A 23,243-nucleotide genomic window follows, 5' to 3' on the forward strand; every position below is an offset into this window, starting at 1 on the left:
AATCGATCAGGTGCTTTTTTAAAAAGAGAATCATTTCTCACCAAATACTCACCGCATGACGTACAAGAAAGGAATTTTCTTCATGGTTAAAAAAATGATCATTGCCGTTCTTATTTTGTCCGGGCTGCTTCTCATTTCCTCTCCTCTCATGAAAGGCTGTTTGATCGCGTACCTCAGTAAAAGCCAAATTGAATCGGAATTGACCGCAGAACAGGCGCGAAAAAATAACATGAAAAAAGCGGACTATGAATTTGAATCCATTCATCCGCCCGGTTTCAGGGAAACAGTTCAGTCAAGTTTTAATCGCAAACCGAAACCGATAATCGGACGGATAACCATCAGCAGCATCGATTTAGACCTTCCGATTTTAAAAGGCACAACCAATGAAAACCTGCTGATCGGCGCGGCAACTATGCGTCCGGATCAGAAAATGGGCGAGGGAAACTACCCGTTGGCAGGCCACCATCTGAAGCAGGAGAACCTATTGTTCGGCCCTCTTTTACACATAAAAAAAGGTGCGCAAATCGTGATTACCGACTTTAGAAAAGACTATATTTATTCTGTAACATCAAAAACCATGATTTCAGAAATAGAAGCAAACGCAATTCAGGAGACAAAAGATAAAGAGATTACATTAATCACATGCGACAAGGCGGTAAGAACCGAAGGACGCCTGGCCGTCAAAGGAAAATTGATTGATATTTCCGGTCATTCAAATGTATCTCAGCCATCATAGAGAAACACTTTGTCAACTGAATATACGTCCGTTGTGAAACATCCCGAGACTGGCTCCTGTCAGTCTTTTTTTGCGCAGTGATTATAAAAAGTTCATCCTTCTTATCTCTCTTGAGGGAAATTATACCAGACTGCACTTTTTGAAAGAAATGACAAGAGAAAAAGATCACGAAAATTCTCAAAAATGAGAAATGAAGATTTAAAAAATGGTATGATTTTAGGAGGAAAGGACGGCTGGTGCTGTGTTGGAAGCGAAGCGGTTTTATGTCTCTCTGCAAATGAAAATCGCCGGATTAATTACGGCTTTATTAATACTTGTCATCGGAACGCTCACGGTTATATTTGCCTTTCAGCAATTAAAGGAAGGGCAGAAGCAGGCTGAACAGTTGGCGGTGCAAACGGCAAAAACCATTTCATATATGCCTCCCGTAAAAGAGGCGTTCCGGCTTGCGGATCAAGAGGCTTTTACAAAGTTAGACGTCATTGAACAAATGAAAGAACAGGCAGGCGCGCACGCCGTCTACATCACTGATCAAAAAGGGCATGTTGCATTTCATTCGGCCCGAAGCAGTATTCCGAAAGAAAATCAAAATCTGCAAAATAAAACCGTCATGTTCGGCGGGTCTCCGGTTTCCGACGGAATGAAGGCCGTCCGGGGAAGCGCCCCGGTTATTTTGGAGGAAAAAAATCATAACGAAGTCGTCGGAACGGTGACAGTCGAATTTCTACAAGATGAGATAGAAAAAGATATGAAGGCGCATTTGCGGCATTTAGGCTATTTTGCATGTTTGGTGTTTCTTATCGGCATCGGGGGAGCGGCGGCGCTCGCAAAAAGCATCCGTAAAGATACACTCGGCCTTGAACCGCATGAAATTGCAGCGCTGTACAGGGAACGCAATGCGATGCTCCTTGCGATGAAAGAAGGGATTATCGCCGTAAACAAAGAAGGCGCGGTAACCATGATGAATTTATCTGCGGCTGATATGCTGAATCTTCCGGAACCGATGATCGGAAGGCATATAAAAGAAATCATGCCGGGCGCAAAGCTCATGCCGGTGTTGGCAGGGGGAGAATTACCGCCGAACGTGGAGGTGCGTGCCGGAGATAAAGTATTTATCTTAAACGTGAAAGAAATGAAGCAGAACGGACAAGTATACGGAGCGGTGATCAGCTTCCGCGAAAAAACGGAGCTCAAGAAACTGATTAACAAGCTGACTGAAATGAAAAAATACTCGGAGGATCTCCGGGCGCAAACGCATGAATTCTCGAATAAGCTTTACGCGATACTCGGTCTGTTAGAGCTGGGAGAATATAATGAAGCCATTGAACTGATAAAAGAAGAGTACGCCATCCAGAATGAACAGCACGAAATCCTCTTTCAAAACATTCATTCACAGCGGGTTCAGGCCATACTATTAGGAAAAATGGGAAAGGCGTCTGAGAAGAAAGTGAAGATTTCAATAGATGAAAACAGCTTTTTAGAATCGCTGCCGGAGCATGTGGGTTCATCCCAGCTCATTACGATCATCGGAAATCTTATTGATAACGCTTTCGAAGCCGTCGCCGAAAAAGAGAAAAAAGAGGTATCCTTTTTTATGACCGATATCGGCAGGGATATCGTCATCGAAGTGGCGGATTCAGGAGACGGCGTGCCTCAGGAAAAAACAGAAACGATATTTGAAAAGGGCTACTCTTCAAAGGGGACAAGGAGAGGATACGGCTTAGCCAATCTGAAAGAAGCCGTCAGTGAATTGCAGGGAGCGATTGAGATTTCGCAGCAAAAGAGCGGCGGTGCCGTATTTACGGTGTTTATACCGAAAGAAAGGCCAAAGGGGGAATCGGTGTGATTAACATCGCGATTGCAGAGGACGACTTTCGAATAGCGCAAATTCACGAAAAATTTATCGAACATCTTGATGGATTCAATGTCATCGGCAAAGCAATCAATGCCAAAGACACCATATCGCTGCTTGAGAAACGGCAGCCTGATCTGCTGCTATTGGATATTTATATGCCGGATGAGCTGGGAACAGATCTGCTCCCGCTTATCCGCGGCCGTTTTCCTTCCGTTGATATCATCATTATTACGGCTTCTGCCGAAACAAGGCTGCTGCAGGAAGCGCTCAGATCAGGCGTTGCCCATTATGTCATAAAACCGGTGTCGGCACATAAATTTACAGAAGTGCTTTTGCAGTACCGTGAAAAAAGAGAATGGCTGCACTCACAGCCGGAGCTGAGCCAGTCCGTGATTGACATGTTTTTCGGAAGCGGTCAGAAAGAACAAAAACAGCACAATGATCTGCCGACCGGGATTAATTCGATTACGCTTCAAAAAATCAAAAACGCGCTCAGAACGGCCCAAAAAGGGATGACGGCTGAAGAACTGGGAGAAAAAATGGGTGCCTCCAGAACAACGGCGCGGCGCTACGCCGAGTTTCTCGTTTCTCGGGAAGAAGCGCTCGCTGAATTAGAGTACGGCATTATCGGCAGGCCGGAACGGAAATATTATTTAGCACATGAGTAAGGGATGGGAGAAATGAAGCGGTTGGGAGTGCTTCTTGTCATGCTGGCGGCGCTGGTTTCTTTTGACGGACGGCAGGCGGCGGGCATCCGTTCAGCTGAAGGGCCGGTTGAAATAGTCGTCCCGGCAGCGCCTCAAGGGGGCTGGGACGTAACGGCAAAAGCTTTGCAATCGGTAATAGAGCGGAAGCAAATATTAGGCCGGCCCGTAAAGATCATCTATAAACCCGGAGGAGGCGGAGACAGCGGCTGGAAATATGTAAACGAACGAAAAACGGATGTCATCAGTATGAATTCAAGTCTGCTGTTAAGCAATGAAATTTTGGGACAAAGCCGGCTGAAGGCAGCTGATTTTACGCCTTTGGCCATTATCGCAAAAGAGTGGCAGACCGTCGCTCTTCCGAAGGATTCAAAGATAAAAAGCGGAAAGCGGCTGCTCGGCGATATTAAAGCAAATCCGGGCGGCATAAAAATCGGATTTGCGCCCGGCCTCGGAAATGATGACCAGCTCTCCTTTGCGAGAGCGGCGGAAATGGCCGGAATTTCTCCGTTTGATATCCGCTTTTTTCAATACGGAAGCAGCAATGAAGTCATTGAAGCTCTTATCAGTCACGAGATAGACGCCGCCTCAATGACCATTTCAGAAGGGAGAGACGCCTATCGGAAAGGGAAAATCACATTGGCGGCCGTTACGTCTGACAAAAGGCTCTCCGGCTTCAGCGATGTGCCGACATGGAAAGAGCAGGGGGTGCCGTTTGTCTTTGCGCACTGGAGAGGCATCATGGGGCCGAAAGACATGACCGAAGGCGAGATCGCCTATTGGGATCAGGCTTTGAAACAGATTACTTCATCCGCGGAGTGGAAGCAAATGTTGAAAAAACGGGATTGGGAGAGCTTTTATAAAAACAGCAGCGGCGCAAAACGCTTTTTAGAAGAGCAGACCGAGTTTTATAAAGAGATGATGAGCAGCGAAAAATAAGCCTTCCGCATATTTGCGGAAGGCTTTTGATTTATAAATGAACAAAATGAACGAAAAGGTTATAAAAAATTAAAAATCTTTAAAATCCAAAATATTTACTTCAATATCCAATTCTCATAAGATAGCAAAAAGGCGGATAAAGGGGATCGGGCCTTTAAAATGTAAGCGTATTCATAATAAGGGGGACATACTGTGTTAGCAATCTTAGGCTTTCTTATGATGCTTGTTTTTATGGTGCTGATTATGACAAAACGGCTTTCAGTGTTAACGGCGCTCGTATTAACGCCGATCGTGTTTGCGCTGATTGCCGGGTTTTCTTTTAACCGGGTCGGCGAGATGATGATCTCCGGTATTGAACAGGTGGCGCCGATCGCAGTGATGATTATGTTTGCGATTCTTTATTTCGGCATTATGATTGATACCGGTTTATTTGATCCGATGGTGTCGCGTATTTTAAAGCTGGTTAAAGGCGACCCGCTCAAAATTGTAGTCGGAACAGCCGTTTTGACCATGCTTGTCGCACTGGACGGAGACGGCTCGACGACGTATATGATTACGACAAGCGCAATGCTGCCTTTGTATATCATGCTCGGAATCCGTCCGATTATTTTAGCGGGAATCGCCGGGGTCGGCATGGGTATCATGAACACGATTCCATGGGGCGGCGCGGCGCCGCGTGCGGCGAGTGCGCTCGGCGTTGATCCGGCAGAGCTGACGGGGCCGATGCTGCCTGTCATCGCGAGCGGAATGGTGTGTATGATTGTGGTCGCTTATGTACTCGGAAGGATGGAAAGGAAACGGCTCGGGGTGATCGAATTAAAGCAGCCGTCCCATACAAATGAAACGGCTGCGGCTGCGGAAGATGAATGGAAGCGGCCGAAACTGTGGTGGTTCAATTTACTGTTAACGCTTTCTTTAGTGGGATTTTTAGTGTCAGGAAAAGTGAATTTAACCGTGCTGTTCATCATTGCGTTTTGTATCGCGCTGATTGTCAACTATCCGAAACTTAATGATCAAAGGGAGCGCATTTCAGCCCATTCGAGCAATGTGCTTGCGATCGGTTCGATGATTTTTGCCGCAGGCGTGTTTACCGGAATTTTAACGGGGACGAAGATGGTTGATGAAATGGCCATTTCCCTCGTATCGCTTATTCCGGAACAGATGGGAGGTTTTATTCCGGCGATTGTTGCCTTAACGAGCGGTATCTTTACGTTTCTGATGCCTAATGACGCCTATTTTTACGGCGTGCTGCCCATTTTATCTGAGACCGCCGTGGCGTACGGTGTAGATAAGGTGGAAATCGCCCGCGCTTCGATTATCGGCCAGCCGATTCATATGTTAAGCCCGCTCGTGCCGTCGACGCATTTATTAGTCGGGCTTGCCGGGGTCACCATTGATGAACACCAGAAATTTGCGATGAAATGGGCGGTTCTTGCCGTTATCGTCATGACGGCTTTTGCGCTCATCATCGGCGCAATCACGATTTTTTAACATAAAACACCCGGTTCGTCGCACACTAAAGGCATCAGAGGAGGTGCCATGATGAGTGATCCGTTTATGCCGCTTTTTTCAGTGAGAAGCGGCGCCGGTTTTAAAGCGGCGGACGGCGTTTACGGACTGACCGTGCAGATTGCGAATGTTTACTTTATCGAAAATCCCTCAGCTCCGCGGGAAATCATTCTGGTTGACGCGGGAATGCCTCAATCGTCGGAGATGATTACAAATGAAATGAAACGCCGGTTCAAAGAGGGGTATGAACTGAAGGCGGTCATTTTGACACACGGTCATTTTGATCATGTCGGTGCGATTGAAGAACTGCTTGAGCTTTGGAATGTACCGGTTTACATTCATGAAAAGGAGCTTCCGTACGTCACGGGGAAAGCGGATTATCCGCCTGCCAGGCCCGATGCGAAAAAAGGGCTTGTCGCAAAGCTGTCACCGCTGTTTCCGCGCCATACGATCCGCATTCCGTCCGTTCAGGCACTGCCTTCAGACGGTACCGTTCCGTTTCTTGAAGAATGGAAATGGGTGCATACGCCCGGTCACACACCCGGCCATATTTCATTATTCCGGGATAAAGACCGCGTGCTGCTTGCCGGTGATGCCGTGATCACTGTTGAACAGGAATCGCTTGCGGACGTTGTCATTCAAAAGCAAGAGCTTCACGGTCCGCCCGCCTATTTTACAGCGGATACGCAGACGGCGGCCGCATCCGTTCAGAAATTGGCGGAACTGGAGCCGGAAGCGCTTTTGACGGGTCACGGAATTCCGATGACGGGAAAAAACTACCGTGAGGATTTGCTTACACTGGCTGAAAAACTGCATTCCGTTTTGTAAAACACCTGCGAAAATCACAGGTGTTTTTTCTTCGCAGTTTCCAGTATGATACAAAAAAACCATTGTGTTCACACCTAAAAACGATACAATGGGAAACAGATGTAAATTGAAGGAGAGAGTTTTTTGAAACATACGGAAATACTTTGGGATGAGGCGAAGGATTTTATTGATGTCTGCTATCACGAACTCGGAATGGAATCGCAAATCAACGCGCGACTGCACGCGATAAAAGATGAGATAGATCGGACGGGAAGTTACGTCCATACGGCGGAAGAGCTTGAACACGGGGCGAAAATGGCGTGGCGCAACAGCAACCGCTGTATCGGGCGTCTGTTCTGGCAATCGCTGAACGTCATTGACCGGCGCAATGTGAACACGAAAGAAGAGGTGCGTGACGCATTATTTGAACATATTGAAATCGCCACGAACGGCGGAAAAATTAAACCGACGATTACGATTTTCCCTCCTGAGAAGAACGGGGAGAAACAAGTGGAAATCTGGAATCACCAGCTCATCCGCTATGCGGGATATGAGACTGAAAAAGGAAGAGTCGGTGATCCGGCATCATATGAGCTGACGGCTGTCTGCGAAAAACTCGGCTGGCGCGGGAAGCGGACCGATTTTGATATTCTGCCGCTGCTTTTCCGGATGAAAGGGGACGGGCAGCCGGTCTGGTATGACCTGCCTCAGACGCTCGTGAAAGAAGTGCCGATCACCCATCCGGATATTGAAGAGTTTGCCGATTTAAATCTCAGGTGGTACGGGGTTCCGATTATCGCCGATATGAGGCTTGAAATCGGCGGACTGTCGTACAACGCGGCGCCTTTTAACGGATGGTATATGGGAACTGAAATCGGCGCAAGGAACCTTGCTGACGAAAAGCGGTATGATATGCTCAAAAAAGCCGCTTCGGTCATGGGGATTTCCGCCAGCCTGAATACCGACCTGTGGAAAGATCAGGTGCTGGTGGAACTGAATAAGGCAGTGCTCTATTCATACAAAAAACACGGTGTCAGCATTGTCGATCACCATACGGCCGCGAATCAATTTAAACGCTTTGAAGAACAGGAACAAGACGCGGGCAGAAAGCTGACGGGCGACTGGACCTGGCTGATTCCGCCGATCTCGCCGGCTTCCACCCACATTTTTCATAAATCATATGACAATACGATTGTGAAGCCGAATTATTTTTATCAGGACAAGCCTTATCAGTAACTGATGGAAAAGGTGCGGTACCCTTTCAGACGGTGTGATTCTTCGATGGTTACGTTTGTGACATTTGAGAAGGGGCTGCCTTTTCTGACCGCTTCGGCAAATTGTTTTAACGACTCTTCAGGGCCTTCGGCAAGGATTTCCACCCGGCCATCATCACGGTTTTTTACCCAGCCGGCTATCTTATGTCTGTCGGCTTCCATCTGGACGAAGTAGCGAAAACCTACGCCCTGAACCCGGCCGTCTGCAATCATATGATACTGAAGCATGGAAAAACCACCTTTTTCTTACTATGATAAAGGAAAGGTAGGATATTTCGCAAAGGATGTGAACGAGATGACGCAAGACTATTCTGTCTTATCTATCAATCTCGGAAAGCCCGCAATTCATGAATTTGCCGGCAGACAAATCAATTCAGGCATCATCAAGCGGCCCGCAGATTCTCCCGTCATGCTGTATAAAACCCATTTTGACGGGGACGGGCAGGCTGATCTGAAGCATCACGGAGGTCCCGATAAAGCGGTGTGCGTGTATCCCGCCGAGCATTATTCATATTGGGAAACAACGCTCGCGAGAAAACTTCCCGCCGCCGCGTTCGGAGAGAATGTAACGGTCAAAGGACTGGCCGAACAAGACGTGTGGATCGGAGACGTCTTTCAGCTAGGTGAAGCCGTCGTTCAAGTAAGCCAGCCGCGCCAGCCCTGCGTCAAACTCGCGCTCAAATATGGCATCAAAGATATGGTGCTCCGTGTACAGCAGACGGGATTTACCGGCTTTTATTTCAGGGTGCTTGAAGAAGGATATGTCGATCCGCGTCCCGTCCTCAAGCGTCTGTCGAGAGGCAAAGAAAGCATTTCCGTCTGGTATGCGAACGAAGTGAAATACCGTGATTCAGACAATCTGTCAGCGATTGAAGAAATACTGCGGGAAGAAGCGCTGTCAGAAAGCTGGAGGGAGTCCTTCCTTAAAAAAAGGGACAGGCTCACTAATGTATAGAAAAAAAGCCGTGCTGCACTGACAGCACGGCTGATTTACGTTATGCTTGTTTCTTTGTTTCCAGCAGATTGGCAAGGAAGTACTTTTTGAAGCTTTGAAGCTTTCTTCCTTCATAGTGGGTAATTCCTTTTTTCTTTAACTCTTCTACATACCAGCCTTTACTGCCATAATGCATGTCAGAAAACTCCTTTCTCCGTTCTCCCGCTGGGGAGGTTTCTTCAGTTTTTGCCAAACTTTTGGCATTGTAACATCTATAAAAAGACGCTGAAAAGGGATAATGCAAAAACTGAGCCTTTCGATTCAGAGATGTAAAGCTTTCTTACATATATATGTAAAGGGCGGTCTTTTCATGCTTAATGGCCGGTTAATTTTAACAGCACCGTTCCGAGTGTCATGATTCCGAAAACGACGCCGAAATAAATCAGCATCCCCTTCTTTTTCTTCACCCCGTAAACGGTGAGAATGATGCTTTCAATAAAGAAAATAAACCCGAAGATAATAAACCACATGTTGAAAAATGGCTCCTTTCACAGACATATGTCCAGTGTAGCACAACTCTTATAACGGAGCATAAAAAAGCCGGGCACTGTATCAGTGTCCGGCAAGTTTGACGAGAAGCTGGGCCAAATGCTGTTTTTCATTATCATCCGCGATGTCCCACAGTTCTTGTAAGAGTTTTTCTTCCGCATTGCGGGGCTCCTCGTGTTTGGCGAGATAGTCCCCGAGGATGGCGGCGCTTTTGATGATTTTGCTGTCATCCAGACCCAGTTTTTTTCCGGCGGAAATTTTCTGATGAAGGTACGCCTTAAATTCCTCGAAATCCTCTAAAATCTGCTGTTTCGTTACGCCGTGCATGGCGTGTATTTCGTTTTCGATTTTGATTTTTTCTTTATCTTTTTTCATGCGTCTCCCTCCTTCGGGTTAGTTGTTGTATACCTGTTCGGGAGGGAGATGAAACATTACAATGCAGTTAAAATAATCGGTTTGTCTTTTGTGATCACGATGGTGTGTTCCACTTGGGCGACAAGGCTTTTATCCGGCGTTTTATATGTCCAGCCGTCTCCCGCTTCAACAATCGTTTCCGCTTTCGTGGAAATAAACGGCTCAAGCGCGATCACGGTTCCGTTTTTAAACAGCGCGTTATCAAACGGATCGTAGTAATTCATGATGTGGTTCGGCGCTTCATGGAGGTTTCTGCCGATTCCGTGGCCCGTCAGCGTTTTAATGACGGTAAATCCGTTGGAGCGGGCTTCATGGTAGACGGCTCTGCCGATCTGGTTTTGACGTTTGCCGGCTTTTGCCTGATCCAATCCTTTCTGAAATGCGGATGCCGCGCAGTTACAAAGCTTTTGCAGACGTTCATCGCCTTCTCCGAGCACAAATGAAATGCCCGTATCGGAATAAAAACCGCCGAACTCCGCCGAAATATCGATATTGACAAGATCTCCGGCTTTTAAGATTTTAGAGGCGCTCGGAATGCCGTGAGCGACTTCGTCATTTACGCTGATGCATGTCACGCCCGGGAAATCGTATTCCTTCTCCGGAGCGGAAGCGGCTCCGTGCTCGTCAAGCACCGCCTTTCCGATCAGGTCAAGATCTTTCGTGCTCATGCCGGGCTCGGCTTTTTTCTTCATTTCTTCACGCGCCAGCGCGACGATTCTGCCGATTTTTTTAAGGCCTTCTAATTCTTGATCGTTCGTTACAATCATTGTCATTCCCGCTTTCTATTTTTAATCATCTGATTCAAGCTTACCACAACTGGTTTATAAATAGAAAACCAACAAGCCTTATGTGAATAAATGAAGGAAAATTGGTATAGATCACTAGATAACTTATGTGGTATATTTAAGAAAAAAGAAGGGGGATGGGTAAAATGCTTCAATTTTTGCAAAAACTCGGAAAGTCTTTTATGCTTCCGATTGCCGTTCTGCCCGCCGTTGGTATTATTTTGGCCATCGGCAGAGAGGACTTATTAAATATTCCGTTCATTTACGCGGCGGGGACCGCGGTATTTGATCATCTGCCGCTGATTTTCGCGATCGGAATCGCGATCGGGATTTCGAAAGACAGCAACGGGGCCGCCGCTCTGTCGGGAGCCATTTCTTATATCATGCTGGACGCGGCTGTAAAATCAATCAATTCGACAAATAATATGGCCGTTTTCGGAGGGATTATCGCGGGGTTAATTGCGGGATACACGTATAATCGCTTTAAGGATACGAAGCTGCCCGAATATCTCGGGTTTTTCAGCGGGCGCAGGCTCGTTCCGATTGTAACGGCGCTGATTACCATTATTTTGGCGGGTATCTTCGGATTTGTGTGGCCGCCGATTCAGTCGGTGATTACGTCCTTCGGGGAATGGATGATCGGGCTTGGCGGGATCGGCGCCGGGATTTACGGGATTTTTAACCGGCTTTTGATTCCATTCGGTCTTCATCATGTGCTGAATAATATTTTTTGGTTCCAGTTTGGCGATTTTCACGGAAAAACGGGAGATCTGGCCCGTTTCTTTGCGAAGGATCCGACGGCGGGAACTTATATGACGGGATTCTTCCCGATTATGATGTTCGGGCTTCCGGCCGCATGTCTGGCAATGATTGCTGCGGCTAAGCCAAGTAAGCGCAAAGCGACGGCCGGAATGATGATCGGTCTCGCGCTGACGGCATTTATTACCGGAATTACAGAGCCGATTGAATTTGCATTTATGTTTTTATCACCGCTTTTGTACGGGGTTCATGCTATATTAACCGGGTTCTCTTTATTTATCGTGAATGTTCTCGGAATCAGGTCAGGTTTTTCATTCTCGGCGGGGGCGATCGATTATCTCCTCAGCTACGGCATTGCCGAAAAACCGCTTTTGCTGCTCGTTGTCGGGCTTTGTTATGCGGTGATCTATTTTGTCGTCTTTTATATGCTCATCAAAACGTTAAACTTGAAAACGCCGGGACGGGAAGATGATGAGGAAGAAGTGCTTAGTGAAGATACGGCCGGTTCCGTCGAAGAACATGCCATGCTCAAGGGGCTCGGCGGCAGGCAAAATCTCGAAACGATTGATCACTGTGCGACCCGCCTCAGGCTGACCGTGCAGGATACGTCTCTCATTAATGAGGCGGCGCTTAAAAAAGCGGGAGCAAAAGGGGTTATCAAAACTGGGAATAAAACGGCGCAGGTCATTATCGGGCCGAACGTCGAATTTGTCGCGGAAGAGCTGAGAGAGGCCGTCCGCCTTGACGATCAGAAGCAGACTTGAAAAATCCGGATCACCTATGTGATCCGGATTTTTTTTGAACATATATCAAGTTTCACATAATGTACAAAAAACAATGTTTCCTTCTATGTTAAGATTCATGTAGAACAAGTATGGAGATGATGTAAGGTGACATGGATTGCAGTTGTTTCAATTGTTGTCATAAGCCTGATTAAGATTGTGCTGACATGCCTTCCTACCGGAGCGGTGGAATGGATCCTCCGCAAGTTTGAAACCCATTCAAAGCTCAGTGACGAGTCCGCTGCCGTTTCCCTCGGCGGAAAACGTCTGGAAGGCGAAGACAAACGACGGGTGATTGATGATTTTAACGAAGCCGTGTTTATCGAACGGCATTATATATACCCAGGGGATGAAGAGCGTTATCTTCATCCGCAAAACGGAGCCGATCCGCTTGTCATTAAGACGAGAAAAGGAAAAAAAGATGTGACGGTGTTTGTATACAGCTACGAAGATCATGTAGATGTCGTCAAGCAGCAGAAAAAGAAAGTCGTCGCTTATTCAGTTCTTTCCGACAGCCTGCAAAAGCGCACTATGGCCGCCGCCGGGAGCTGAACATAAAAAAGCCAGATCATATCAATGATCTGGCTTTTGTTTATTCTTTTTGATCGTCTGCTGAGGAATCTTCACGCTTCGTATAATCGAATTGTGACGGATCCACTTTCTTGAAGCCTTTCGGCTGATAGAAACGAAGCAGATCGCCGTTGATGATCTTATCAGACATTTCAAGCTCAGTCTTGACGAGAGAGTCTTCTTTTTTGTCGACTTCTGAATCATCTAAAAGTCTTCCGGTTTTCGTATCGTAATACTTGCCGGACACTTTCGTATAGTTCGGCGAGATGAAGTCTCCGTTACGGAACGGAATGACTTCTCTGTGCTCTTTCGATAAGATATCAGAACCTGACATGAGATAATCTTTCGTATCGACGCCGAGCAGATGAAGAACGGTCGGCGCGACATCGACTTCACCGGCAAATTTATGATTGCGGCCGCCTTTCACGCCGGGAGCGTGGATAAAGAGCGGCACCCGCTGAAGCTGGGCATTGTCGTATTCAGTGATCTCATCTTTGCCGAGCACTTTCGCCATCGCTTTATTATGGTTTTCGGAGATGCCGTAGTGGTCTCCGTACATCACGATAATCGACTTATCGTACAGGCCGTCTTTTTTCAGGTCATTAAAGAACTGTTCAATTGATTCATCCAGATAGTTCGCGGACTGGAAGTAATTATTGACGACTGAATCGCCAAAGTCTCCCGCCGGGAAGTCCGTGTCTTCTTTATCCATTCCGAACGGGAAGTGGTTGGACAGCGTAATGAACTTCGTATAGAACGGCTGCGGCAGGCTCTTTAAGAGCGGCATGGATTCTTTGAAATACGGTTTGTCTTTCATGCCGTAGTTTTTCGTATTTTCTTCGCTCATGTCATAATAAGCGGAATCGAAAAACTTATCGATGCCTTCCGATTTGTACATTTCGTTACGGTTCCAGAAAGTCTGCGTATTTCCGTGGAAAGCGGCAGACGTGTACTTTTTGCCTTTTAAGATCGCAGGAACGGACTGCAGCGTGTTTTGCGCTTTATTGACGAAAACCGAACCTTGCGAAAGCGGGTACAGAGAGTTCTCCATCATAAATTCCGCATCAGATGTTTTACCTTGTCCCGTTTGGTGGAAAAAGTTATCAAAGTAGAATGTTTGATTATCGTGCGCCAGTTTGTTTAAAAACGGCGTCACTTCCTTGCCGTTAATTTTGTAATCAATGATAAAGGACTGCAGAGACTCTAATGAGACGTAGATGACGTTTTTTCCTTCGGCTTTTCCGAAGTAGACGTTATTCGGCACGTCATAGTTGGCCTTCATATAGTTTTCCACATCCGTTACATCGCTTGAATCGGCAAGCGCGCGCTGGCTGTTTGATTTCACATTCTGCACGGCATCGTAAATCGTAAAGTTGTACGTGCCCAAGTATTTCACCAGATAGTTTCGGTCAAATGAGCGTGTCAAAAGCTCGGGACGGTCGGATTCCGCGACGGCGAGGTTGATCAGGAACACAAGCACGGCGGAAGCCAAAACGATTCTGAATGATTTCTTCGCCGGTTTTTCAGCCGGTTTTTTCATCTTAAGGGCCAAAATAATCAAAATGACGGTATCCAGGAAGTAGAAGGCGTCTGTCCATCTCATTAACGAGAACGCGCTGTCTCCGAGCTGGCCGCCGTTTGTCTTTGCCTGCATCATGACCGGGATGGTAATGAAATCATTAAAGAATCTATAATAGACGATGTTTGCAAAAAGCAAAAAAGACAATAAAAAATGAATCACAATAATGGCTGTCTGCTGTAATTTCTTCTTGAAAAGAAGCCCAAATCCAAGAAAGAACAAGCTGGAGCTCAGCGGATTCACAAAAAGCAATATTTTTTGGATCGTGTTGTCTATGCCGAGGTTAAAGTTTAAAATATAAGCGACATATGTTTTCACCCACAATAACACGACCGCTATCAAGAAGAAGGCAAGTCCTCTTTCTTTTATAAATGTTTTCATTGTTACACTCCTTTTTTCCGATCACGGTTTACACGGAACGATAGAAAAAACGAACGTAATCAATATACCATGAAACCAGCAAATAGAAAAGGTGGAAAAGGCTCATCGGAAAAAGGGCGAAAAACGCTGTCGCAGCGGCGGTTGATCTGTTGAATGACAGCTTTAAAAAACACAAATGGCACAAACTGGGATGTGAATTTCCGTATGATCACACCCGATTCTATTGAAGAAAGAGGTGAACAGTGATGGATATTGCGCATATCGTGGCTGAAGATAAAATCAAGCGCGCCATTAAGGATGGAGAGTTCGCCGGCATCAATGGAATGGGAAAGCCCCTGCCGAAAGACGATGCCGCACATCTTCCGGAGTCGCTCAGAATGGGCTACCGCATATTAAAAAACGCCGGAATCGCCGAGGATGAGGGCGCGCTGAAGAAAGAGCTGATGACGCTCGATTATTTGATCGCCAAGTGCCGCAATGAACAGGAGCGGGATCACCTGCGGAACAAACGGACGGAAAAACAAGTCAGACTCGACAAACTGACGGAGGAGAAAGCCATGTTCTCAAAACCCGCATCTTCTCATTATAAGGAGAAAGTATACAGACGGCTGGGCCGCCCGTAAGCCGGCTCTTTATATTTTTTTCTGAAAAGGAATGTGCTCCATAAGGCGCGGGTAGGAAATGTGGAGCAGGCCGTTTACGCACTGCGCCTGTAACAGGTGGGGCTCAGCCGGTTCAGGAAGCTCAATCGTCTCATCGATTTCCCCGTAATACCGGTTTTGGCAGACGCCCATGTTCTTCGGAAAAAGGGGTGTGATGTTTCCTCTTATATGCAGCCGTGTTCTTGACAGCAGCCTCAATGTCAATTCTTCTTCGTAAACGCCGGGCATTTCCACAATGACAAATGTGTGCTGTTCATCCTGATAAATATCATAAGTCAGGGTGTTTTTTTGTAAGGAGAAAAAATCTTCGGGAGATTTCCGTTTCAGGACATTGGTCCAAAAGTCGCTGGGCTTGTGCTCGTTCGTAATCTCAAGCCACTTTCTCATTTTTTCGATATCCACTTCGGCAGAACCTCCCTATATTTGATTTGCGATCGGCATTGACGGGTTGGCGATCTGATCCTGATCGCTCACGTCAGGGTCAAGATGGCCCGAATTCAAACATCCGGCGGCCGGCGAAAAATCCCCTAAAGAAAAGTTCGCGCCGACAAATTTGCTGTTGGCGGTGTGGCTGTTTTGTACGGTCTGACCGATATCGACGTTTCCGTTTTGCGTTGCTCCGTTTACTTTTATATTGACGACGTTAATTTGGTAAGGCATTCATAAAAACCCCTTTAATCTATAATGGGCGGCACCGGCGTAATATTTGCGGTATCTGCGGTTCCGATGGCTGTCTGGTCGTTGACATCAGGATCATTTAACAAGTTCTCCATCATCGATTCTATAGGTGACGTATCGCCGAATGAAGAGTTCAGTCCTTGTGATTTGTTATTTGTGGTGGGACTGTTGTATGCCGCTTCCCCAATCGTAATAGATCCGTTGCCAGAAATACTGTTAATCTTCAAATAGTACAGGTTGATAACAGTGGATGGCATCTCTTCACACCTCTTTAACTTAGTTGTACAGTACTGTATGCTTTTTGTGCTCCTGTTGTGAATTCCGCCCGGACATGTTCCCGACCAAACAAGAAGTCAAGGCCCGGTTCCGGCGGGGCTTTTTTTGTTTCAGGGTCTTTCGCAGTATATTTGTGATGAAAGCGCTATAAAAATAGATTGACGACATGTATATACATCATTACAATAGAGTCATAAACATGTATATACAAGTTTTTTGAGACAAAATGAAAACGGTTACGGAGGGGTTGGCATGGGTGAGTTTAACCGGGCTGCGCGGCAGATCGCTGAAGCTGTCGGCGGAATCGAAAATATTGAGGCGGCGACTCATTGTGTGACGCGTTTGCGGTTTGCATTAATAGATGAAACCAAGGTAAACCAAAAAATGCTTGATGCAATAGACATTGTCAAAGGATCTTTTGCGGTAAACGGGCAGTTTCAAGTCGTGATCGGGCAGGGGACGGTCAACAAAGTATATGCGGAATTAGTGAAGGAAACAGGGATCGGGGAAGCGTCCAAGGATGACGTGAAGAAGGCGGCATCGCAAAACATGAATCCTTTACAGCGTGCTGTGAAAACGCTTGCGGACATCTTTATTCCGATCTTGCCGGCGATCGTCACGGCCGGGCTTTTAATGGGTCTGAACAATATCTTAACGGCGGAAGGCATTTTCTACAGCACGAAATCGATTGTTCAAGTGTATCCGCAATGGGCGGATCTTGCCAATATGATTAATCTGATCGCGGGGACGGCCTTCGCTTTTCTGCCGGCTTTAATCGGCTGGTCGGCAGTGAAGCGGTTCGGAGGAAGCCCGCTTTTGGGCATCGTGCTCGGGCTGATGCTGGTGCATCCTGATCTGTTAAACGCATGGGGATACGGGGCCGCCGAGCAGAGCGGCGATATTCCGGTGTGGAACTTGTTCGGCCTTGAGGTGCAGAAAGTCGGGTATCAAGGTCAGGTGCTCCCGATTCTGCTGGCGTCTTATTTACTTGCCAGGCTTGAGCTCTTTTTGACGAAACGGACGCCGGAGGGCATTCAGCTGTTGGTCGTCGCGCCGGTGACGCTTTTGGTCATCGGTTTTCTATCCTTTGTTATCGTCGGTCCGATCACCTTTGCGATCGGTAACGCGCTGACGGCGGGATTGATTGCCGTTTTCGGCCAATTCTCCGCCATCGGAGGCTTGCTGTACGGAGGGCTGTATTCGGCGCTTGTCATCACGGGGATGCATCATACGTTTCTCGCGGTCGATCTTCAATTAATCGGATCAAAGCTCGGCGGCACATTTTTATGGCCGATGCTCGCATTATCAAATATCGCTCAAGGATCGGCGGCTCTGGCCATGATGCTCATTACAAAAGATAAAAAACAGCGGGGGCTTTCACTGACGGCCGGCATTTCCGCATATTTGGGCATTACCGAGCCGGCGATTTTCGGCGTGAATCTGCGTTACAAATTTCCGTTTGTGATCGCCATGATCAGCTCGGGGATTGCGGGGATGTTCATCTCCGTCAAAGGCGTTCTCGCAAGCTCGGTCGGAGTCGGCGGCGTCCCGGGGATCTTCTCCATTATGAGCCGGTACTGGGGTCCGTTTGCGATCGGAATGCTGATCGTGCTGATACTCCCGTTTGCGGGAACATACGGGTATGCGCGGCTGAAACGGCAAAAATAGAAAACCTGCGGGGCGCCTTCTAACAGGCTGTCCCTTTTCCCTTTCCATTCAAAACAATACAGGCGGTGAAGAAAAATGAAAACAGACAGCACACCATGGTGGAAAAAGGCAGCGGTATATCAAATTTATCCGAAGAGCTTTAATGATACGACGGGAAACGGGATCGGTGATCTGAACGGTATTATCGAGAAGCTTGATTATTTGCAGAAGCTTTTGATTGATGTCATTTGGCTTACGCCGATTTACGATTCGCCGCAGAATGACAACGGTTATGACATTCGCGATTACTGCACCATTTATGAAGAATACGGAACGATGGAGGATTTTGAACGCCTCCTCGATGAAGCGCACAAAAGAGGAATCAAGGTCGTCATGGATCTTGTCGTAAACCATACATCAGTCGAGCATCAATGGTTCAAAGAAGCGGTCTCGTCACCCGACAGTCCGTATCGGGATTTTTACATTTGGAAAGACGGAAAGGAAGACGGCCGGGCGCCGAACAACTGGGAATCAAAATTCGGCGGTTCCGCTTGGGAGCTCGACCCGGCGTCAGGCCAGCACTATCTGCATTTATTCGATGTGTCGCAGGCCGATTTGAACTGGGAAAATGAAGAGATGAGAAAACAGGTTTACGACATGATGCATTTTTGGTTCCGAAAAGGGATCGACGGCTTCCGGCTGGATGTGATCAACCTCATTTCTAAAGACCAATCGTTTCCTGATGCCGAGGATGGTCGTGACGGGCGCCCTTATTATACGGACGGGCCGCGCGTGCACGAATTTCTTCATGAGATGAACCGGGAAGTTTTTTCGAAATATGACAGCATGACGGTCGGTGAAATGTCCTCGACAACGGCTGACCACTGCATCCGGTACACAAACCCTGAAAATAAAGAACTCAATATGACCTTTAACTTTCATCATTTAAAAGTGGATTATCCGAATGGTGAAAAATGGGCGCTCGCTCCGTTTGATTTTCTGAAGCTGAAACGGATTTTAGCGTTTTGGCAGACGGAGATGCAAAACGGCGGAGGCTGGAACGCATTATTCTGGTGCAACCATGACCAGCCGCGGGCCGTATCCAGATACGGAGACGACGGCGTATACCGGACGAAATCAGCCAAAATGCTGGCGGCGGCCATTCATATGATGCAGGGCACGCCTTACATTTATCAAGGTGAGGAGATCGGCATGGGCAATCCGAAGTTCGATGACATCGGCTCATACCGCGATGTCGAATCACTGAACATTTACAAAAAGATGAAGGAAGAAGGCGTGTCAGAAAAAGACATTATCGCCATTTTAAAAGAGAAATCAAGAGACAATGCAAGAACCCCCGTTCAATGGAACAGCGGGCCGAACGGCGGCTTTACGACGGGAACGCCTTGGATTCCGGCGGCGGATGATTATCGGGACATTAACGCGGAAGCGGCTTTGCGGGACCCGGATTCAATTTTCTACCATTATCAGAAGCTCATCAAGCTCAGAAAGGAATATGACATCGTGACTGAAGGAACGTTTGAGCTGCTTGCTGAAGATGATCCGGCGGTTCTGGCGTACGTCAGACACGGCAAGGATGAAAAACTTCTGTGCATCAACAACTTCTACGGGAAAGAAGCGGACTTTACGGTTCCGCTTAAAGACACGGACGGCTGGCGGTTTACGGTGCTGCTGACGAATGATGAACCGAGGGAAGGGCGGCCGGAACGATTGACGCTCCGTCCGTATGAATCGATCGTTTATCATCTGACAAAAGCGTGATACACTAATCTGGGTGGTCATGAATGAAAGTGAATAAATATATCACAATCTATAAAGATATGGTGCGGCAGATTGAAAGCGGCCAGCGGAAGGCTGAAGACGTTCTTCCGTCTGAAAATGATTTATGCGATCAATACGGCACATCACGAGAAACCGTCCGTAAAGCGCTCAATATGCTGGCGCAAAACGGCTACATCCAGAAAATCAAAGGCAAAGGCTCCGTCATATTAGACAGAGAAAAAATGCGCTTTCCCGTCTCAGGCCTGATCAGCTTCAAAGAGCTTTCGGAAACGCTCGGAAAAGAGACGCGAACGGAGGTTCACCGTCTCGGGCTGATCCTGCCTCCCTCAGAAGCCGCAAAAGAGCTTGGTACAGTGGCGGATGAAAAGGTGTGGGAAGTCGTCAGATCAAGACGGATTGACGGAGAACATATTATTTTGGACAAGGATTACTTTGTGAAAAAACATGTGCCTCTATTAACGAAGGCGATTTGTGAAGATTCGATCTATGAGTATCTCGAAGGAGAGCTCGGCCTGTCCATCAGCTACGCGCAAAAGGAAATTGTCGTGGAGCCGGCGGGGGAGGAAGACCGGAAGTATTTGGATCTCGGCGGGTTCAGCCATATGGCGGTCGTGAAAAACCGCGTCTTTTTGGAGGATACCAGCCTCTTTCAGTACACGGAAAGCCGGCACAGGCTCGATAAATTCCGTTTCGTCGACTTTGCGAGAAGAGAAAAATAAAAACGGACTGCCGCGGCAGCCCGTTTTTTTGTCAGTATCAAAATGAATACTATCCAACAAAAATGTGCGTACTGGTACTTTTAAAAATAATGGCTACAATAGTACATAACGAGATAAAAAGGAGAGATCATGAATGTCAGATAAAAAACAGCAGATCATCGAAGCGTATCAATTCAGACACGCTACAAAGGAATTTGATCCTGAGAAAAAAATTTCAGAAAGCGATTTTGAATTCATTTTAGAAACGGGAAGATTATCCCCAAGCTCACTCGGTTTGGAGCCTTGGAAATTTGTCGTCGTTCAAAATCCGGAGCTTCGTGAAAAACTCCGCGAGTTCACATGGGGGGCGCAAAAGCAGCTGCCGACCGCAAGCCATTTCGTACTTCTGCTTGCCCGGACGGCAAAGGATATCCGTTTTGACGCCGACTATGTCAAAAACCACTTGCGGGAAGTCAAAAAAATGCCGGAAGATATGTATGAAGGCTATATCAGCAAAACGGAAGACTTCCAGAAAAATGATTTCAATCTGCTTGAATCAGATCGCGCGCTGTTTGACTGGGCATCCAAACAGACTTACATCGCCCTCGGCAATATGATGACAGCCGCTGCGCAGATCGGCATCGATTCCTGCCCTGTTGAAGGCTTCAACTACAAAGAGATCCACCGGATTCTTGAAGAAGAAGGGCTTCTGGAAAACGGAAGTTTCGACATCTCTGTCATGGCCGCATTCGGCTACCGTGTCAGAGAACCGCGCCCGAAAACAAGATCTGCCTCAAAAGACGTTGTAAAGTGGGTATAAGATAAAAAAAGCTGCCGGGCGTGTCCCGGCAGCTTTTAATGTTTATTTGGTTTTGCTAAAAAACAGGCGGTGATCCAGGACGTAACGGGAATGATGATGCCGATTCCGATTCCGGCGCAAAGAATGGTGACGGCTTCCGCACTGAATACTTTTGAGTTCACTATTTTTTCAGCTGAGTATGATAAGTCTTTAAACCAGATAATTAAAGCCAAATAGCTGCCGAAAAAAGCAAAGAATAACGTATTCGTATTCGTTCCTAAAATATCTCTCCCGATGCTTAATCCGAATGTGTACAGTTCTTTTCTGCTCATGGACGGATTATGACTGTAAATTTCCCGCATGGGTGAAGTAATGGAAATCGCGACATCAGTAATCGCCCCAATCGTGCCCATGATGATCATAGCTGCGGTAACCTTCACAAAATCCACCCCGACAAACAGTGTGAATATGCCGATATCCCCCAATTCTTCTTCACCGAATCCCTGAATCGAAGTATGTTTTGTTACGGACATAATAAAAAACAGCAGCAATGCAATGGTCAGCATCGCAGAAATAAAGGCGGTTACGGTTTTGACGTTTCCTCCATTAATATAAAAAAGAGTAATGCTGCAAATCACGGCGGAAGAGAGCAATGTTAAAACAATCGGATTGATATGCGGATCTGTCATGAAAATAATGGTGAGAAAGAGAACCCCGAAATTTAAGAATAACGCAATAAAAGACCTCGCTCCTTTTTTTCCGCCGATAATGACCATTAATAGAAATAAAATCGCCGCGAGAATTACGATGACATTCATGAGCTTGCCTTCTTTCGTTTAATAAAAAAGACAGAAGCATACAGACTGGCGGGTATGGTTAATACAATTCCGATCCCCCCGGCCAATGCTCTGGCTATTTCCAAGGAAATGTTCATAGAAAGAGTGAATCCTATCGGGGAATCATTTTTCAAATACAAAAGCATCATCGGAATAGAGCCGCTTATATAAGCAAAAAACAGAATGTTGGTCATCGCCCCCATGATGTCTTTTCCGATCTCCATCCCGGAACGTCTGAGAGCTTGTAATGAGATACCCTTGTTTTCTTCATATAATCCGAAGACAGATGACGTCATGGTAATGGCTACATCCATGACCGCTCCCAGTGATCCGATAAATACCCCGGCCATAAACACCGTGTGATAAGGGCGGGTTAAATACTGCATTTCCTCATATCTGAGACCTTTCTCTCCGGTTGCCAGCATCACCAGATACGTAATCAGCAGGGAAACGAAAGTGCCTGCGAGCGTCGCGGCTATGGCGGCGTATGTTTTCGCGTGAAAACCGCTGACAAGCAGCAATGATATGACCGTAAAGATGAGAATACAGATACCGCAGATAAAAATTAACCCTATATTAGGATGCTTCCTGTACAAATCTAATGCAAACGACAGTAAAACGGCGTTAAACATCAGGCTGACGATCGAAAAGAAGCCTTGTTTTTTGCCGACGATAAGCAAGGTGAAGATGAAAACCCAAGCGATCAGCAAAAGCTGTTTATCCCGTTTTTTATCTATAATGCTTCCCGATATATCTTTGTTTGATGGTTTCCCTTTATCAATAGAAACGAATACTTCATCGCCAATCGAATATTTCTGATCATTCGCTCCGGATAAAGAATACTGATTGGACAAATGAATGAGCTGCCCTTTCTGACTGCCGTTTTCAAGTCTGGCAGTGATCGTCTGATTGAAAATCTTATCTTTGTTTTTATGCATGTCCTGTACGTCAGACTGGTGTTCCAATGTTGTTTTCGTCACTCTGGCAATCGGCCGCTCATAAAAAGAAGCGTTGTGAGTGACAAAAATGATCGAGCTGATAAAACAAAGCGCTGTTATCACGTAAAACAGCTTTTTCTTGTAAGACATGCGGATTCGTTTGTTTCCTGTAATCTTCAAAAAAAGTCCTCCAAACAGGCGGCGCCGTGTAAAAAAGAGGCCCCGCCGTGAAGTGTTAAACGATGCGGATGCAGTCTTTCGCGAATAACGTTCATATTTTATCACTCGGCCGTACGGCTGTCGACTCAGAGGGGGACCGGCAGAAAAAG

At 46.8% G+C, this 23,243-nt stretch carries 26 protein-coding genes; 15 read left to right on the top strand and 11 right to left on the bottom strand.

Annotated elements, in window-relative coordinates; all coding sequences use genetic code 11:
- Nucleotides 1–82 precede the first annotated feature (82 nt).
- The 7 genes from L3V45_RS03770 (at nt 83) to nosA (ending at nt 7,786) form a co-directional block, all read left to right on the top strand.
- Nucleotides 83–736 carry a class A sortase gene (locus tag L3V45_RS03770; RefSeq protein ID WP_024085002.1) on the top strand — a complete coding sequence of 218 codons (654 nt, stop codon included), beginning with the start codon at nt 83–85 and terminating at the stop codon, nt 734–736.
- Between the two features lie 241 nt (nt 737–977).
- The gene (locus tag L3V45_RS03775) at nt 978–2,582 is read left to right on the top strand and encodes a sensor histidine kinase (protein ID WP_236837259.1); all 1,605 of its coding nucleotides are present in this window, start codon (nt 978–980) and stop codon (nt 2,580–2,582) included.
- Nucleotides 2,579–3,259 (top strand): response regulator, encoded by a 681-nt coding sequence (locus tag L3V45_RS03780; protein WP_015388549.1) that lies wholly within the window; start codon nt 2,579–2,581, stop codon nt 3,257–3,259. The genes L3V45_RS03775 and L3V45_RS03780 overlap by 4 nt, the downstream gene beginning before the upstream one ends.
- A gap of 12 nt (nt 3,260–3,271) precedes the next feature.
- Nucleotides 3,272–4,234, top strand: a complete 963-nt coding sequence (locus tag L3V45_RS03785) for a tripartite tricarboxylate transporter substrate binding protein (protein WP_165625933.1) — start codon at nt 3,272–3,274, stop codon at nt 4,232–4,234.
- A gap of 192 nt (nt 4,235–4,426) precedes the next feature.
- The gene (locus tag L3V45_RS03790; protein WP_014304607.1) at nt 4,427–5,725 is read left to right on the top strand and encodes an Mg(2+)/citrate complex secondary transporter CitM; all 1,299 of its coding nucleotides are present in this window, start codon (nt 4,427–4,429) and stop codon (nt 5,723–5,725) included.
- Between the two features lie 51 nt (nt 5,726–5,776).
- Nucleotides 5,777–6,571: an MBL fold metallo-hydrolase gene (locus L3V45_RS03795; RefSeq protein ID WP_003155613.1), complete on the top strand. Its 795-nt coding sequence runs from the start codon at nt 5,777–5,779 to the stop codon at nt 6,569–6,571.
- A 123-nt stretch (nt 6,572–6,694) separates the two neighbouring features.
- Nucleotides 6,695–7,786 carry a nitric oxide synthase gene (gene nosA, locus L3V45_RS03800; protein WP_044052979.1) on the top strand — a complete coding sequence of 364 codons (1,092 nt, stop codon included), beginning with the start codon at nt 6,695–6,697 and terminating at the stop codon, nt 7,784–7,786.
- Here the strand turns inward: nosA and L3V45_RS03805 are convergent.
- Nucleotides 7,780–8,052 carry an acylphosphatase gene (locus tag L3V45_RS03805; RefSeq protein WP_003155611.1) on the bottom strand — a complete coding sequence of 91 codons (273 nt, stop codon included), beginning with the start codon at nt 8,050–8,052 and terminating at the stop codon, nt 7,780–7,782. The genes nosA and L3V45_RS03805 overlap by 7 nt on opposite strands.
- A gap of 67 nt (nt 8,053–8,119) precedes the next feature.
- On the opposite strand from L3V45_RS03805, the gene L3V45_RS03810 reads away from it, so the two are divergent.
- On the top strand, nt 8,120–8,779 hold the full coding sequence (locus L3V45_RS03810; protein WP_032857481.1) for an MOSC domain-containing protein: 660 nt from the start codon (nt 8,120–8,122) through the stop codon (nt 8,777–8,779).
- 40 nt (nt 8,780–8,819) lie between these two features.
- Here the strand turns inward: L3V45_RS03810 and L3V45_RS03815 are convergent, their stop codons facing one another.
- The 4 genes from L3V45_RS03815 to map form a co-directional block, all read right to left on the bottom strand.
- Nucleotides 8,820–8,954, bottom strand: a complete 135-nt coding sequence (locus L3V45_RS03815; RefSeq protein ID WP_003155609.1) for a YflJ family protein — start codon at nt 8,952–8,954, stop codon at nt 8,820–8,822.
- A 178-nt stretch (nt 8,955–9,132) separates the two neighbouring features.
- On the bottom strand, nt 9,133–9,288 hold the full coding sequence (locus L3V45_RS03820) for a hypothetical protein (RefSeq protein ID WP_003155608.1): 156 nt from the start codon (nt 9,286–9,288) through the stop codon (nt 9,133–9,135).
- A gap of 82 nt (nt 9,289–9,370) precedes the next feature.
- Nucleotides 9,371–9,682 carry a DUF3243 domain-containing protein gene (locus tag L3V45_RS03825; RefSeq protein WP_003155607.1) on the bottom strand — a complete coding sequence of 104 codons (312 nt, stop codon included), beginning with the start codon at nt 9,680–9,682 and terminating at the stop codon, nt 9,371–9,373.
- A gap of 56 nt (nt 9,683–9,738) precedes the next feature.
- Nucleotides 9,739–10,488 carry a type I methionyl aminopeptidase gene (map, locus tag L3V45_RS03830; RefSeq protein WP_003155605.1) on the bottom strand — a complete coding sequence of 250 codons (750 nt, stop codon included), beginning with the start codon at nt 10,486–10,488 and terminating at the stop codon, nt 9,739–9,741.
- A 164-nt stretch (nt 10,489–10,652) separates the two neighbouring features.
- On the opposite strand from map, the gene nagE reads away from it, so the two are divergent.
- On the top strand, nt 10,653–12,029 hold the full coding sequence (gene nagE / locus L3V45_RS03835) for an N-acetylglucosamine-specific PTS transporter subunit IIBC (RefSeq protein ID WP_003155603.1): 1,377 nt from the start codon (nt 10,653–10,655) through the stop codon (nt 12,027–12,029).
- A gap of 126 nt (nt 12,030–12,155) precedes the next feature.
- Entirely contained in the window at nt 12,156–12,599 is a 444-nt protein-coding gene (locus tag L3V45_RS03840) for a YfmQ family protein (protein WP_003155601.1), read from the top strand.
- 40 nt (nt 12,600–12,639) lie between these two features.
- Here L3V45_RS03840 and L3V45_RS03845 read toward each other — a convergent pair whose 3' ends face one another.
- Nucleotides 12,640–14,577: a lipoteichoic acid synthase gene (locus tag L3V45_RS03845; protein ID WP_003155599.1), complete on the bottom strand. Its 1,938-nt coding sequence runs from the start codon at nt 14,575–14,577 to the stop codon at nt 12,640–12,642.
- A 245-nt stretch (nt 14,578–14,822) separates the two neighbouring features.
- Between L3V45_RS03845 and L3V45_RS03850 the strand changes: the two genes are divergently transcribed.
- Nucleotides 14,823–15,200, top strand: coding sequence for a DnaJ family domain-containing protein (locus tag L3V45_RS03850; RefSeq protein ID WP_003155597.1), 378 nt, complete (start codon nt 14,823–14,825; stop codon nt 15,198–15,200).
- A 9-nt stretch (nt 15,201–15,209) separates the two neighbouring features.
- Here the strand turns inward: L3V45_RS03850 and L3V45_RS03855 are convergent, their stop codons facing one another.
- From L3V45_RS03855 to L3V45_RS03865, 3 genes are read right to left on the bottom strand one after another with little or no spacing between them, the layout of a single operon-like run.
- Nucleotides 15,210–15,641, bottom strand: coding sequence for an Hsp20/alpha crystallin family protein (locus L3V45_RS03855; RefSeq protein ID WP_003155596.1), 432 nt, complete (start codon nt 15,639–15,641; stop codon nt 15,210–15,212).
- A gap of 15 nt (nt 15,642–15,656) precedes the next feature.
- On the bottom strand, nt 15,657–15,899 hold the full coding sequence (locus L3V45_RS03860; RefSeq protein ID WP_003155595.1) for a spore germination protein: 243 nt from the start codon (nt 15,897–15,899) through the stop codon (nt 15,657–15,659).
- A 14-nt stretch (nt 15,900–15,913) separates the two neighbouring features.
- A complete protein-coding gene (locus tag L3V45_RS03865; RefSeq protein ID WP_007408496.1) occupies nt 15,914–16,174 on the bottom strand; it encodes a spore germination protein in 261 nt (86 codons plus the stop codon).
- 271 nt (nt 16,175–16,445) lie between these two features.
- Between L3V45_RS03865 and treP the strand changes: the two genes are divergently transcribed.
- From treP to L3V45_RS03885, 4 genes are all read left to right on the top strand, one after another.
- Nucleotides 16,446–17,861: a PTS system trehalose-specific EIIBC component gene (gene treP, locus L3V45_RS03870; RefSeq protein ID WP_236837260.1), complete on the top strand. Its 1,416-nt coding sequence runs from the start codon at nt 16,446–16,448 to the stop codon at nt 17,859–17,861.
- 75 nt (nt 17,862–17,936) lie between these two features.
- Complete coding sequence (gene treC, locus L3V45_RS03875; RefSeq protein WP_236837261.1) at nt 17,937–19,622, top strand: alpha,alpha-phosphotrehalase; 1,686 nt, start codon at nt 17,937–17,939, stop codon at nt 19,620–19,622.
- Nucleotides 19,623–19,645: 23 nt separating this feature from the next.
- Nucleotides 19,646–20,362 (top strand): trehalose operon repressor, encoded by a 717-nt coding sequence (treR, locus tag L3V45_RS03880; RefSeq protein WP_014304613.1) that lies wholly within the window; start codon nt 19,646–19,648, stop codon nt 20,360–20,362.
- Nucleotides 20,363–20,495: 133 nt separating this feature from the next.
- Nucleotides 20,496–21,161 (top strand): NAD(P)H-dependent oxidoreductase, encoded by a 666-nt coding sequence (locus tag L3V45_RS03885; protein ID WP_003155588.1) that lies wholly within the window; start codon nt 20,496–20,498, stop codon nt 21,159–21,161.
- Between the two features lie 35 nt (nt 21,162–21,196).
- Here the strand turns inward: L3V45_RS03885 and L3V45_RS03890 are convergent, their stop codons facing one another.
- Together L3V45_RS03890 and L3V45_RS03895 are read right to left on the bottom strand one after the other, a co-directional pair.
- Nucleotides 21,197–21,958 (bottom strand): YibE/F family protein, encoded by a 762-nt coding sequence (locus L3V45_RS03890; protein WP_003155586.1) that lies wholly within the window; start codon nt 21,956–21,958, stop codon nt 21,197–21,199.
- Nucleotides 21,955–23,094 carry a YibE/F family protein gene (locus tag L3V45_RS03895; protein WP_003155584.1) on the bottom strand — a complete coding sequence of 380 codons (1,140 nt, stop codon included), beginning with the start codon at nt 23,092–23,094 and terminating at the stop codon, nt 21,955–21,957. The genes L3V45_RS03890 and L3V45_RS03895 overlap by 4 nt, the downstream gene beginning before the upstream one ends.
- Nucleotides 23,095–23,243 lie beyond the last annotated feature (149 nt).

It is taken from the genome of Bacillus sp. R45, assembly GCF_021729365.1.
Lineage (GTDB): Bacteria > Bacillota > Bacilli > Bacillales > Bacillaceae > Bacillus > Bacillus velezensis.